This is a genomic window from Variovorax sp. 679, from assembly GCF_003952185.1.
In the GTDB taxonomy this organism is placed as follows: domain Bacteria; phylum Pseudomonadota; class Gammaproteobacteria; order Burkholderiales; family Burkholderiaceae_C; genus Variovorax.
On record NZ_RXFS01000012.1, the window covers coordinates 94,837 to 109,230 of the forward strand.

Consider the following 14,394-nt stretch of genomic DNA (forward strand, 5'->3'; position numbering starts at 1 on the left):
AATCTCCATTAAATCGAATTAAAAAACAACCTTCCCCTGTGCTGTGTATATTGTTACCGTCTTTGGATTTAACCTGTAAGTTTCGCTATTCAATATTTCTTGCACTGCTTTTCTTGCGTTGCCCATGCTTAAATTAGCCGCCCGCCCATCAATGACGATGGACGCACCGCTCTCGTAAATAGTTCCTCCAGGGGCACTGGACTCCAGCTTTCTTTTGATGGCATAAAAAACAGTAGCATCGCTATTTGCCGTGACGGTGGCCAACTCGAATCTCTGCCCATTGATAATAAGATCAAGGCCGCTATTGCCACTGCCACCCAAAATAACCACTTTATTCCCCGCTGCTGCGGAATCATAGGCGTACTGAAGTTCAGCTATCGAGACGTCTTTAATTGATTTCGCAACAACTGATCCGCCGTTCACTCCCACAGATTCACCTTGTGCAAGTAATGCGGGATTTTCCTTCCGCGCGGCAAAGACATCGGCAACACGATTGGCGGACGCGTCTGAAATGAATCTATTCACTTCTGGCCCAGCAACCCCTTTGCCGTAGGCGCCACCACTACCTATGCCCGGAAGTGAGTCAGGCAGATGCACGGCACAGCTTCCGTTGGCGCAGGAGACACAAGGTCCTACGTTATGCACCCAGGTATCGAATGCACCCACGAAAAATGTGTGCCCCGCCTCCACTGTCAGGTTGTGCGTAACGCCCTTTGGCGACTCCAGCGCGACTGAGCGCACGTGCAACGGAGCTTGGCCGCTACGCGAAACCAGAGGATCACCCGACCTGAGGGTTTCGACACCGACAAATCCACGCCCTGGCACATAGAAGGGGTGGCCCGGCGTCACCAGCAAGTCTTCGCTCTTGTCGCCCTCCCGGATGCTCAAACGGAGGATAGGACGGTCATCGCGAACGTGTGTGGCGGTCACGGGAGCCAGGAACGGAGCGCCTGTTCCATCTTCGAGCCGCGTCCAAACACGCTCGCCAATCTTGATGGATTCAATCGTCCGCTCGCCTGCTTCCGTTGACACCAAGGTTCCCGGTGCGAAGCAGCAAGGAGTCAACCGCGCAGCATTGGCCTCTGCCTGTGTCAAGCGCTGGCCTTCACTCAAAACAACTCCTGTATCTCCTCTCCCGCTTGCCAATGCCTTTGTCACATCTGCAATCGCGTTGACTTCCGCCGCCGCGGTTCCCCTAAGTGCTCCGGCTAGCCCCTGCGCCATTCCGGCAACGTTAAGTCCGATCAGATTGCACTCAGGACAGATGGGCGTTATCGCATCCGACGTACTTGCCATCACGCTGTTGAGCAGGCTCTTTATCTGCGTATCCGATTGCGAATTGACCCGTCCTGCTGCCAAGTATTCCGGGTCTATGGAAACCGACCCCGCCCCGTTGCCGAAGCCCAGCATAGTCGCAAATCCACCAATCGGCCCTCCGCCGAAGAGGTTGTGATTTGCGTATTGATTCCCTGTCGCCATGAAGGTGGTCAAAACACCGCCATCCACCACAATCGCGTTGCCATTGCCGTCGTACAACGTCTGGCCGCGCATCTCATTGACGTAGCCCTGTGCGGCAACCAAGTCTCTCAAGAATGTTTGTGCACCGACGGGATTGGCATTCGGCTGCTGCGCCTGATACGCGAGACTGTTCAAGTAGTTTTTCAGATCCTTTGCGGTCTGCTCGTCCATGCCTGCGGTAGCGGCCAACGACAGAATGTTGTACCAGTACGTGTCATTGCCCACCGGCCCGCCTGCTGCAGCTTGGGCTGCAGCAAGTTCGCGCGCCTTCTTGCGCAAGAGTGCCTGCTCTTGTGGCGCCAGCTGGCGATTGTTCAGGTCCGTATTGAGCGCCGTTGCCGCGCCTCCCGCACTTCCAACTGCAGCACCCAACGCCGCCGCAGTGCTTCCGGAGATCACACGTGCGGTCGCGATAGCGCTCTGTTCATTAACGCCCGAGGCGATCAACTGACTTGCAATTGAATCCTGAAGACTGTTGAGCAGTGGCGCAGTTCCGGCACTTGCAGCCGCTCCGAGCGCTCCGTTAACGCCCCCTCCCAACGCACCGGCAAGAACGTGCAACCCCACACGTGAAGTACCACCTTCGCGCCACTGGCCTTCCAGTGTCTCTGCTTGGCCGATGAGTGCCTGGCTGGTTTCGGGATCACCAGCTAGTGCAGCCTGCGCGCGCAGCCTTTGAGCTTGCCTTTCCTGTTCATCAGCATATTCGCCGATCGCTCTGGCGGCCTGTCTTCCGAACTCCTGCGTGAGCTGCGTCTGTGCCTGGACATTCTTGATGATGTCCTGTGTATTCCAGTCCTTGATCAAGGTACCGGCGCTGCTGTTGTCGCCGGTCCTTACTGTCTGATCGCCCGCAATGCCGGAGATACCGGACTTGGTAACGCTGCTTTGGCTGCTGCTGTAGCTCCCCGTGCCCGCGCTGCCGCCGGGCGCAGTGTTGCTGGCCATTGCGACCTGGCTCTCGCTCATGTTCTGATCCATGCGCATGGCGGCCTGCTGATTGCTCGCACCACCAGCCATGAACCCCACACTACCGCTCATCGAATAGCTGCTGCCGCTGGACTGACTCACATTCTGCAAATCACTCATCGTGAGCGAGCCACCAGTGCTGAACCTGTTCTTGCCGGAGTCGATTGCTGCCTGCGTGCTCTCGATCACCGCGCCCTTCAGATCCGTGTTTCCTGAGACCTTGACATCGAAGCCACCATCGCCTGCTTTGATCCCGGATTGAATGGCGGGACTGATGAACACACCATCGGACTTGGCTCCCGCCGCGCTGACTCCTGCAGTGCTGACGCCGTAGCAGATCGGTGGAATGCACAGATTCAGATTGAAACCCGAACTGCTCTGGCGCGAGCGCCCGATGCTCGTGTCCTGCAAGGACTCGATGCTCAGGTTGCCGCCCACGTCGGCGGTGACCCTGTTGGCCTGAATCGTTGCCCCCTTGAGCATGAGATCTCCGCCCGAGGAGACGTTCACCGCCTGACCTCCGATGACTTGCGAAGCGTTGTAGCTGACGCCGTTCTGGTCGTTGCTGCCCTTGCCGTTGCTCACTCCCAGTTGGATGCTGAAGCCGTTCTGCGCTCCAGCCCCGAAGGTCACCCCTACACTTGCTCCATGGCTGGAGTTCCGGCCCGTCGTTACGCTCGAGTTCTTGCTGGCTTCGAGCGTCACAGCGTTATCAGCGGCCAGGTTCACAGTGTTCCCCGCCGCTATGGTCGAGCCGACCACGTCGATGTTGGAGTCCTTCCCTGCACCCGTGGCCACGATGTTGACGTTGTTCGCCCCCACGATGCCGGCCCCCACCGCCGTGGTGGTGGTGGTAACACTCGTGCTCTGGCTGGTGTTGCGGCTGACGTTCACGCTCACGCCGTAGCTCATCGGACCGCCGCTCGCAACCGCCTGAGCCGTGTCGTACGCGGACTTGCCCTCCATGGCCAGGTTCACTGCACCGAGGGCCTGCATGCGACCATCACCGCCAGTGCCACCCACTGCCCTCACGGTGTTCACTGCCCCCTGAATCATGTTTGTGCTGATTCCACCGAAGCTGGCGCTTCCGCCGACGACAGTGCTGGAACTCTTGTCCAGCGTCATTGACAGCGAGGTGTTGTCGGCGGAGTTGATGATGACGTTCTTCGCCAGAATATTGACGTCACCCCCGACCAGCGGTCCGGCTTGTCCTGTAGCCAAGACGCTGCTGGCCGTCTGGCGGTACTCGTTACCCGCGATCATCGTCACATTGCCTGCAAGACTGGCTACCTGGCTGGCCTGCTGCGTCGTGCTGATCTCGGCGTTGGCTTGCGAGCCCTTGATGTTGCCGATGGCTGGGTTGTACCAAGTGCCGATCATCCCGGACTTGCTGCTGGCGTCGTAGCTGCTCGAAATGCGGTAGTTCTGAGCGCTCTCGACCGTCAAGTTGCGTCCAGCCATCATGGTGATGCCGTTGTCCGCCACGACAGTCGCCGCCTGCAACGTGGTGTCTCGCCCGCTCACCGTTTGCAGGCTTCCAGTCGAAATCGTGGTGCCTATGGCCTGGGTGGAGATACTGGCGTCGGCGTGGTTGGAAGATTTCTTGTTGCCAGCAATGGCAACCGCCGTTGCGTCACCCATGAACGTAGCGGCGGCCAATCCTATGCCGAAGGCCGTGCCGCTGGTCTTGCTTTGGGCCGCATGCAGTTCCAGATCCGTCTGGTTGGCTGTCGTGAGGTTGATGTCTCGACCTGCGGACAGACTCATTGCATCGACGGCGCGAAGCTGTGCTGCCTGCAGATTGATGTCGTTACCCGCGACCAGCGCGACGTTCTTGCCGCCGAGACTGCTGGAAAGGACCTCGGTGGTGGCACTGGTATCTGCTGTGCTGGAACTGCTCTTTCTGAACAGGTTCTGGGAGGACTTCCGCGTGACTGACGCAGTATTCTTCGTCGCTTGCCCTGAAGTGACGTTGATATCGTTGGCAGCAGTGGCGACCAACGTGCCATTCAAGCTTTGCAAGGCACCAGCACGGATGTTCAGATTGTTGCCAGCAGCTACCTGGACGTTATCCTGTCCTTGAATGACGGAGCCCATCTCGCGGCTCTCGCTCGAAATGCCCGCCGCGCCTGGAGCGCTAAAGACGAGTGTGTGGCCTTCGGTGACTGTGCCGAGGTTGACATCGCGCCCGGCACCAACGGCCGCGGAGCCCGCGCTCACCAGGGCTGCACCGACAAGATTGACGTCGTGGCCTGCGGAGGCCAGCAATACACCGCCCGGGTTGGTGACGTAGACGCCAGCCACACGATCGATGGCGGTGCTCGTGCCGCGAGACCGCGTGGTGGTCTCCATGTTGATATCCCCACCCGCCGTCAGGACGGCGGTGTCCCTGGCGGCGATGCTCGATCCAATGTTGTTGATATCTCTTGCAGCATTGATACCAATATTTCCACCAGCAATCCTGCCGCCGTCGAGGTTATTGACGTTGTCGGCACTGATCGACACCAAAGATCGGCCTGCGATGGTGCCCTTGTTGGTCACATCGCCTGTACTCTTGATAACTGTGGCATCCGCGCTCAGGAGCGCGCCAGAGCCGTCGATGTCGCCCGGCTGGACCCGCACATACACCTGCGGTACGAGCGCCCTCTGCGTGGAGCCATCCGGCAAGGTGACGGTCTGTTCGACCAGCCACACGATATCGCTCGTGAGCTGGGCCATCTGCGCGGCAGTCAACGCCACACCTGGACGGAGTCCGTACTGTTTCGCAAAGGTCACACCTGCATCCATCAGTGCGGCGTACTGGGCCTCGTCGTTGTTGAACCCACCCAGATAACGATAGCCCGTCAGGCGGGCGACCTGCTCGCGGATGAGCTGCTGTTCATAGAAGCCATCGCCCAAGCGCTTGAGGGTGTTGTTCGGGTCGAACCCGAAACTGTTGAGCAGATAGTCGCTACTGAGCCAGTTGCGATAGTTCGCAAACCGTGGGTCGGTCTCAATCAGGTAGTTCCCACCGGCCTGCGTACGGAACAGGCTCGCCTGGGGCACGTTCAGGTTCGGTGTGCTGGTGCGCACCACCGCCGGGACGGTCCGAGTGCTTCCGGCACTGCTGCCGCCAGATGCGCCGCTGGCCCCAGTGCCGCCCGTGCTAACGACCGTGCCCACATTGGCCGCCACCTCCACGATGACGCCCGCGCCAGGACCGCCGCTTGCGCTACCGGCCCCGCCACCGGTCGCACTGCCGGATCCCTTGGCCGCGCTGCCGGCGTTGTAGCCCGTGGTCGCATTGAGGTTCTCCTGATACTTGTAGGCGCCCAATGCGATGCTCTGCGGCGCCAGTACCAGAGGAATGTTGACGGCCTGCACCTGGCCCTGGTTGTTCACCACGCTCGCCAGGCCCGACACATTGACCGAGCCTGTCAGCTGGCTGGACTGGTAGGCATTGGCGGTGATCGTTCCTCCCGCGAGGACCTGACTGTCCTGGTTGTGCAGGCGGCCGTTGACCGTCATGTTGCCACCCGCGATGAAGTACGCCGGGTCGACATTGATGGCAGTGTCCGAGACCGTCGTGATGTTGTTGGTCCAGACGCCGTAGCCTCCCATGCCGACCAACTCGCCAGTGTCCTTGCGATAGATGAATCCATCAATAGGATCGAGGTTAACCTCCTCCATCTTGTACTGCGTCGTCCTGCCGACGCCACTGCCCATTGGCGTGACTGGCGCCACGCCGACCGCCACGCTCGAGACCGAAGTGGGCGTGCCCAACTGGATGTGCACGTCGCGGTTGTTGACGTTGGCCATCGAGATGGACATGCTGCCCAACGACTGGATGTCTGCGCTTAGGTTGTCCAAGATGCTGCCTTGACCTGTGGCCGCACCGTTCGCGTCGAGCGCACCGCCGATAGCCATGCTGCCCGCACTGAAGATCAACGCGTGTTCGCGATTCGTGAGGTTGCCCGCGCCGATATCCAAATCCCCCCGCGAGGCGATGGTGGCCGCCGTTGTCGTACCGCCCATTGTCTCGGCCTCGTTCGTCAACGTCCCGGCGCTGATTGAAATGGCATTGCCGTAGACGCGGCCTGTGCCGATGTTGTTGAGGGTTCCCACGTTGACCTGCGTGCTGCCCTGGCTGTCGATCAGCCCGCGATTGTTCAGGGTACCGGCATTGACGATGGTGTTCGTGCCCGACATCTCGCCCGCGGCGTTGTTGCCGACCACATTGCCATTCACCGTCAGGGTATTGCCCGCGAGCAGCTTGGCGTTGTTGGTCAGGTTGCCGGTGGTGCCGTAGGTGAGATTGCCGCTGACACTGACGTCGCGGTTGTTGACGATGTCCTGTGTGAGCGCGACGGATAGGTCCTTGCCAGTCGTGAAATTCCCGTCGTTGCTGAATTTGGCGGCGTCGATCTGCAGGCTGTTCGTGGCCGTCAGGGTGCCGCCGGTGTTCACCAGGTTGAGCGTCTTGGCGCTCGGATTCCCTGCGTTCGGATCGGTAACCTTGAGGGTGTCTCCCGCTGACAGAAGGCCGCCCGTCGAGTTGTCCACGGTGCCACCGCTGGTCACAGAAAGATTCTGTACAGCGCGAATGGCTCCGGTCTTGTTCCCCAGCCCCCCGGCATTGATCGTGACGTTCGTGCCCTCGATGCCCTGGTTCGTGCCGCTGGTGTTGGCGTTGTCGACGCTCGCCGCGTTCAAGGTCGTGGTGTCGCTGGAGCGCAGCAGACCGCCCGCATTCTGGAGCGCGCCGGCATTGACCGTCAGGGCCCCGACCGCCTGGGTCTCGCCACCGCTGTTGTCGTAGCTCGCGCCGCTGGTGTTGATCGTGACCGCCGCCTGTCCGATGACCTTTCCGCCGGTGGTGTTGGAAAAACCCTGCGCAGCCTTTGTCGTGGCGGTGAGCGCTTCCTTGGCGCTGACGAACCCCGCGTTGTTCTTGACGGAGCCCGCGTTGAGCGTCAGGGTGTCTGCACTCGTGATGCCCCCCTTGCCGTTGGTGTAGCCGGCCGCCTTGGTGTTGATGAGCGCCTGGTTGTTGGTATCGATGGTCATCGCAGTGCCAGACTGGATGAGGCCGGTGTCGTTGTTGAGTGCTCCGGACTTCACGTCGACAGTGGTGTCCGCCGCGATGGTCCCCTTGGCGCTGTTGTCCAGCGCTCCCCCATGGGTGTCGATGCTCAGGCTGTTGCCGAAGACCTTGCCGCCCGCGCTGCTCAGGCCACCATTGCTCAACGTCGTGGTACCGCCGGCTTGCAAGGTGCCGCCTGTGTTGGTGGTGGCGCCCGTGGTCGTCACGGCCAGATTGCCGCTGACGGCTGCGGTCGTGCCGGCGCTGTTGTCCAAACTGGCGGCGGTGACCGTGGTGTTGCCATTGGCGGCCAACGTACCGCCTGCGTTCGTGGCCCCACCTGCGATGGTTGCACTCAGGTTGCCGACGGCCGTCAGGTTGCCTGTGTCGTTCTTCAAGCTACCTGCCTGGACGGTGGCATTGCCGCCCGCCAGGATCTGGCCCGCCGCGGAGTTGTCGAGAGAATTCGCGACGGCGAGGTTCAGATCGGAGCTGCCGGCAGCTTGCAGCTTGCCGCCCTTGTTGGTCATCGAGCCCGCGCTGGCCGTGATGACGCCATTGCTGGCGATGGTGCCTCCGTTGTTGGAAAGAGCGCCGCTGACATTGAGCGTCGTGTTGCCGGTGCCGGCCTGCACGATGCTGCCAAGCCGCTGGTTACTCAGCGAGCCGGCCTTGATGTCGATCTGTTTTGCGTAGGTGGTGCCAGCGTCCTGATTGAACGCGCCAGTGAGGTCGACGACCAATGCACCGTTGCCGGTGAGCTTACCGTTCGCACCGTTGAAGTTGCCGCCGGCGATGGTCAGCGTACCGGTGCCGGCATGTTCGATCTTGCCGCTGGTGTTCGTGATGGATGTGGCTTGGAGCGTCAGGTCCTGACCGTTCGTGGCGATGTGGCTGTTCGAGTTGTCGATGCTGCCGCTGACGGCAAGAACGGTCGCGCCGGTGCCCGTCTGGATGATCTCGCCGCTATTGGTGTTGGCGATGTTCGAGGCATTGATCTGCAACTGGGCGGCGTTGAGCTTGCCAGTGCTGTTGACCAGCGTCTGACCGGACTGCGCATCAGCAGTGATGGCGAGCGTGCCGGCAGGCGCGGAGGTCGCGACAGTGGCGCCGCTGGTGATCACGTTGCCCTGGGTCGCCGTGATAGCAATATTGGCTGCGCCGGTCTGGCTACCCGAGAGGTCGACGGAAGCGCCCGTGAATGTGACGTTGCCACCTGCGACGTTGGTGCCGGTAGAGGTCAGATCCTGGCTGGCCGTGACGGTCATGTCTCCGGTGCTTTGCAGGTTGCCACCAGTACCGTTGAGGCTCCCGGTCTGGATGCCAAGCGTCCCGCCGCCGGCGATATGTCCAGCGGTGTTCAGCAGCTGCTGACCAACGTTGAGCTGAACATTGCTGCCTGCTGAAGAGATGTTGCCCTGACTGTTGTTCAGGGACTGGCCGGTGATATTGAGGCTCTGGTTCGAAGCCAGCCTGCCAGAGGTGTTCTGAATCGCGCCTGCGACGTTGGCGGTCAGCGCACCCGTAGCCGAGATGGTCCCGCGCGCGTTGTCGGCATTGCCGCCCACTGTCAGATTGGCATCGGACGCGCTCGTGAGCGTGCCGTCGACGTTGCGCAGATCGCCGGTGGTGGTAATGCTCAGACTGCCCGCATTGAGCTTGCCTCCGGTGTTGTCGAACGTGCCGACGTTTGCGCCGAAGCTCTGGCTGACATTGAGCGTGCCACCCGCATTGCTGAAACTCGGACCTGCGACAGCCATCGTCGCGACATTGAGCGAGCCACCAGCATTGTTGATCTGCGGCGTGTTGAGCGTGATGGGACCACCCGCGTAGATCTTGCCGCCGTCGTTGAATACGGTACCACCGGCGGTGATGACGCCTGGCGCTGGTGGCGTGTACGTTGTCGGAGTAGACGTGCCGCCGGTGCTTGTGCTGGTGCCACCAGCGTCCGTTGTCGATGGTGTGGCCGAGCCTCCACCGCCGCTTGGTGTCGGGGTCCCAGGAGTTGCCGCGCCGCCGCCGCTTGCACTGGCACTCACGGGCTCAGCACCGATTACCCCACCGTTGGTATTGCTCAAGACCGACGAAGCAATCGTCAGGCCTGTCGAGCTGCCCTGGCGGATCGTGCCTCCACGGTTGGAGATATCGCCAGGTGTGGTCAATTCAACGCGCTGGCCTTCCAGCGTGCCGATGTTCTCGAGACGGCCTGCCGCCGTAACGACAAGTCCCCCTGCACCGGCGCCGATATTGCCGGCGTTGCGTACGCCCAGGCCGGCCTCGCTCCCGATCAAGACGATCTTGTTTGCGTACATGCCACCCAAGGCAGCAACATCGAGCGCAAACGTCGGAGCAGCGCCCGTACCCGCCGTAGGCGTGATCTGGCTATAGTCGGCGCTGATCTGATTTGCGCCGGTCACCACCTTGAGCTCGCTGGCCCAGATACTCGCATTGGCCTGCACGGCGCGCGCGAGGATGGCGGCGTAGTCGGTCTTGCTGGCATCGAGGCCCGCGCCGTCGATGGTGACGGTGCCGCCACGAACAAGGAAACTGTCGAGACCGCCGACGGCGTTGAACTGCGGCGTGCCGGTCGTGAGGGTGGCGCGGCTGGCATTGATGAAGCCACCGCCATCGACGCTGATGCCCGCCGGGTTCGCGATGATCACTTCGGCGCGCTGGCCACCCACTTCGATATAGCCGCGAAGCTGGCTGGGCGCTCCGCCGTTGACCTCATTGAGGATGATGCGTGCCGGACCCGATGCCAGGAACGGGTTGCCCTGAACGAACCCACCCAACTGGGTCTGCACGTTCACCCGGCTGTTGTTCAGGATGGCGCCATTCGCACCGACGTTGAACTGGTTGTAGACGTTGCGCGAGACACCAGCAGCGGAAGGCGTCTGGATGTTGACCAGCGGCACGCCGTTGGGCGCTGTCAGCACGGTCGGGCGAAGGTTGCCTGGAACGTTGGGAGCGCCGACGATTTGCGCCTGCGCCGACATTGCCATCAACGCGCCTGCGATGGCGACGAAGACACCAGCGCTGGTCGCCTTGCTGGCACCCTTGCCAGTGCTGGCGGCCGTTTCCTGGACCGCCATGCGCATCCCTCTGGCCGCGTTGAAGACCACGCGGTGCAAGTGCCGATTCATTGTTCTGAGGCTCCCTGGTAGTTGTCATTTCGCAGTCAAATCTGTGACGAAATGAAAGCTGCAGGGGCGCGATTATGAAAGAGCGGCGCTTGCTTTCAAGGAATTAATACATGCTTTTCAACGACAGAATTTATTCAATTCCGTTGAATTAATTCTTATTGATTAATCTCTTGTTGATCGAATCTGCCTCGTCAACAATTGTCAAGAATTCGCATCGAACCGGGCTGGCTTCACCCTCGGAAAAAGGATGAAGCCTCCGCATTTCCAATCAATGCGCCGGAACCAGAAAATCCTGGCTGATCCGCACACCCAGTTCATTCACGCGATCAAGGAATTGCGTGAGATAAGCATGCAGCCCGGTCGCCAGAATTTCGTCGACCCGCGCATATTGCAGATCCGCCAGCAGCTTGCCGGCACGGCGCTGCGTCTCCGCACTCTGCTCGTTCTGTACTTTCGCAAGGTTGTTGACCACCTCGACCAGGCTAGCGTGCAGCGAGCGCGGCATGTCGGCGCGAAGAATCAGCAGCTCCGCCACGCGCTCGGGCTTGATCACGTCACGGTACACCTTGCGGTAGACCTCGAAGGCCGAGACGCTGCGCAGGATCGCGCTCCAGTGATAGAAGTCGTATTCCTGATCTTCCTCGGTGGCGGCGCCGAAGAACTCGCTATTCAGCGCATGGAACTTCACGTCGACCAGGCGCGCGGTGTTGTCAGCACGCTCCAGGAAGGTGCCCAGGCGCGAGAAGTAGAAGGCCTCGTCCTGCAGCATGGTGCCCAGCGTGACGCCGCGCGACAGGTGCGAGCGGAACTTCACCCATTCGAAGAACTGGCCGGGGTCGCGCTCGAAGTCGCCCGAGCGCAGCATGCGGTTGACTTCGAGCCATGTGGTGTTCTGCGTTTCCCAGGCTTCGGTGGTGAGCGCGCCGCGCACGGCGCGCGCGTTCTCGCGTGCGGCCTTGAGGCAGGAGACGATCGACGAGGCGTTGCTCTCGTCCTTGACCATGAACTCCATCACCTCCTTGGGCGCGATCTGGTCGTACTTCTGGTTGTACCAGGGCAGCAGCTCGCTGATGGAAAGCACACCCTGCCAGCCGTACTTGGCGACTTCGGCGGACTGCGGCAGCAGCGAGGTCTGGTAGTTGACGTCCAGCATGCGCGCGGTGTTCTCCGCGCGCTCGGTGTAGCGGGACATCCAGTAGAGATGGTCGGCGGTACGTGACAGCATCTTCGTTGTCCTCCTACGATTGGCTTTGCGACTGCGCAGGCGCCGCCTTGGGCTTGGGGCTGCGGTCGGCTTCGAGAATCCAGGTGTCCTTGGTGCCGCCGCCCTGCGACGAATTGACCACCAGCGAACCTTCCTTCAGGGCCACGCGCGTGAGGCCACCGGGCACCATCTGCACTTCGCTGCCCGAGAGCACGAAGGGCCGAAGGTCGATGTGGCGCGGCGCGATGCCTGCGTCGACAAAGGTTGGCGAGGTCGACAGGCTCAGCGTGGGCTGGGCGATGTAGCCGTCGGGCTTGGCGATCACGGCCTTCTTGAAGTCCTCGATCTCGGCCTGCGTGGCAGCCGGGCCGATCAGCATGCCGTAGCCGCCGGCGCCGTGCACCTCCTTGACGACCAGGTCCTTCATGTTGTCGAGCGTGTATTGCAACTCGTCCTTGTTGCGGCACATGTAAGTGGGCACGTTCTTCAGGATCGGCTTCTCGCCGAGGTAGAACTCCACCATCTTCGGCACGTAGGGGTAGATCGACTTGTCGTCGGCCACGCCGGTGCCCACCGCATTGCAGATGACGACGTTGCCTTCGCGGTACGCGCGCATCAGGCCCGCGCAGCCCAGCGTGGATGTGGGGCGGAACACTTCCGGGTCGAGGAAGTCGTCGTCCACGCGGCGGTAGATGACGTCGACGCGCTTCGGGCCGCGCGTGGTGCGCATGTAGACGAAGTTGTCCTTGACGAACAGGTCCTGCCCCTCTACCAGCTCCACGCCCATCTGCTGGGCGAGGAAGGCGTGCTCGAAGTAGGCGCTGTTGTACATGCCGGGCGTGAGCACCACCACCGTGGGCTCGGCCGTGGCCGGCGGCGCGCTGGCGCGAAGCGTTTCGAGCAGCAGGTCGGGGTAATGCGCGACCGGCGCGATGCGGTTCTGGTTGAAGAGCTCCGGGAAGAGCCGCATCATCATCTTGCGGTTCTCGAGCATGTAGCTCACGCCGCTGGGCACGCGAAGGTTGTCCTCGAGCACGTAGTACTCGCCGTTGCCCTGCGCATCGGGGGCGCGCACGATGTCGATGCCCGAGATGTTCGAGTAGACGTTGTGCGGCACGTTGACGCCCATCATCTCTGGGCGGAACTGCGCGTTGTTCAGGATCTGCTCGGCCGGAATGATGCCGGCCTTGATGATTTCCTGGTCGTGATAAACGTCATGCAGGAAGCGGTTGAGCGCCGTGACGCGCTGTACCAGCCCCTTTTCCATGCTCTCCCACTCGTGGGCGGGAATGATGCGGGGCAGCAGGTCGAACGGTATGAGCCGCTCGGTGCCGGAGCCGTCCTCGTCCTTGGCGCCGTACACCGCGAAGGTGATGCCGACCCGGCGGAAAATCATTTCCGCCTCTTCTCGCCGCGAACGCATCACCTCACCGGGTTGCTTCGCGAGCCATTGGTCGTAGCGCTTGTAGTGCTGTCGGATCGCAGCTCCAGCGTAGGGAAGCTGCTCGTACATCTCGTCGAATTTGTGCATGGAACGACCAATCTCCTTGAGCACATAGCTTAGCAAGTTCAGGGCCAGTAGAACCCCTGATGCCAAGGCCGGAGACAGGCCGGACGACTTTTTCCACGCTCAGGACGCGGGCTCCTCCTCGCCCGCTTCCGGCTTCTTGCGGGGCGACAGGAATTCCTTGATGAGTTCCCCGCTCTCGTCGCTGTAGAGGCTGGTCAGGAAGGATTCGCGCTCGGCCTCCAGCTGCTCGCGCCGGCTGCGTCCGCGCGCCGAGTACACGAGCTGCTTGATGCGCGCCTGCACCTCGAACAGACCGCGCGCGAGCTGCTGTGCCCAGGCGAGCGCGACGGCGCCGGCTTCCCCGTGCGGCACCACCTTGTTGACCACGCCCAGCTCGTGCAGCCGCCTGGCCGTGCAGGGCGCGCCGTCGAGCAGCATCTCGAGCGCGGCCTGCGGGGGCAGCGCGCGAACCAGCGAATCGGTACCGCCGCCGTCGGGTGACAGGCCGACGTTGACGTACGACATCGCGAACTTCGCGTCCTCGGCGGCCACGATCAGGTCGCAGGCCAGGCACAGCGAAAAGCCGCCGCCCATCGCGGCGCCCTCGACCGCGGCGATGACGGGCTGCGGCGCCTCCTGTATCGCCATGATCCATTCGTGCAGCGCATCGATATGGCCGTGCTGTTCGGATGCCGGAAGCTTCCGCTGCCGGGCCAGGCGCCGCAGGTCGCCGCCGCCGCTGAAGTGCTCGCCCTCCCCGCACAGCACGATGGCGCGCACGGTACGAAAGCCCGAGGTGGCGCGCATCACCTTGGCGGCTGTCCGGTAGACCGACGGATTGATCGCGTTGCGCGCCGCCGGGTTGCTCAGCGTCAGCACCAGCACCGGGCCTTCGCGGTGCATCTTGAGCCGCGCGCCCGGCGCGGGCACGGCGTTCACGCTGGTGATGGCCGGAACCGCGGTCGTCATGAGACGCGCCCCGCGGTCG

General features: G+C 61.9%; 4 protein-coding genes. All 4 read right to left on the bottom strand.

Features of this window, described 5'->3' with window-relative positions; translation table 11 throughout:
* Positions 1-18: 18 nt before the first annotated feature.
* Complete coding sequence (locus EJO71_RS27695) at positions 19-10,680, bottom strand: hemagglutinin repeat-containing protein (protein ID WP_276311700.1); 10,662 nt, start codon at positions 10,678-10,680, stop codon at positions 19-21.
* A gap of 280 nt (positions 10,681-10,960) precedes the next feature.
* Positions 10,961-11,917 (bottom strand): alpha-E domain-containing protein, encoded by a 957-nt coding sequence (locus EJO71_RS27700; RefSeq protein ID WP_019656032.1) that lies wholly within the window; start codon positions 11,915-11,917, stop codon positions 10,961-10,963.
* Positions 11,918-11,930: 13 nt separating this feature from the next.
* Entirely contained in the window at positions 11,931-13,427 is a 1,497-nt protein-coding gene (locus EJO71_RS27705) for a circularly permuted type 2 ATP-grasp protein (protein WP_125951864.1), read from the bottom strand.
* A gap of 99 nt (positions 13,428-13,526) precedes the next feature.
* The gene (locus EJO71_RS27710) at positions 13,527-14,375 is read right to left on the bottom strand and encodes an enoyl-CoA hydratase family protein (RefSeq protein ID WP_125951863.1); all 849 of its coding nucleotides are present in this window, start codon (positions 14,373-14,375) and stop codon (positions 13,527-13,529) included.
* Between the last annotated feature and the right edge of the window lie 19 nt (positions 14,376-14,394).

Coding starts and splice junctions, on each gene's coding strand:
- EJO71_RS27700 (WP_019656032.1), bottom strand. CDS start 11,917: ATGCTGTCACGTACCGCCGACCATCTCTACTGGATGTCCCGCTACACC.
- EJO71_RS27705 (WP_125951864.1), bottom strand. CDS start 13,427: ATGCACAAATTCGACGAGATGTACGAGCAGCTTCCCTACGCTGGAGCT.
- EJO71_RS27710 (WP_125951863.1), bottom strand. CDS start 14,375: ATGACGACCGCGGTTCCGGCCATCACCAGCGTGAACGCCGTGCCCGCG.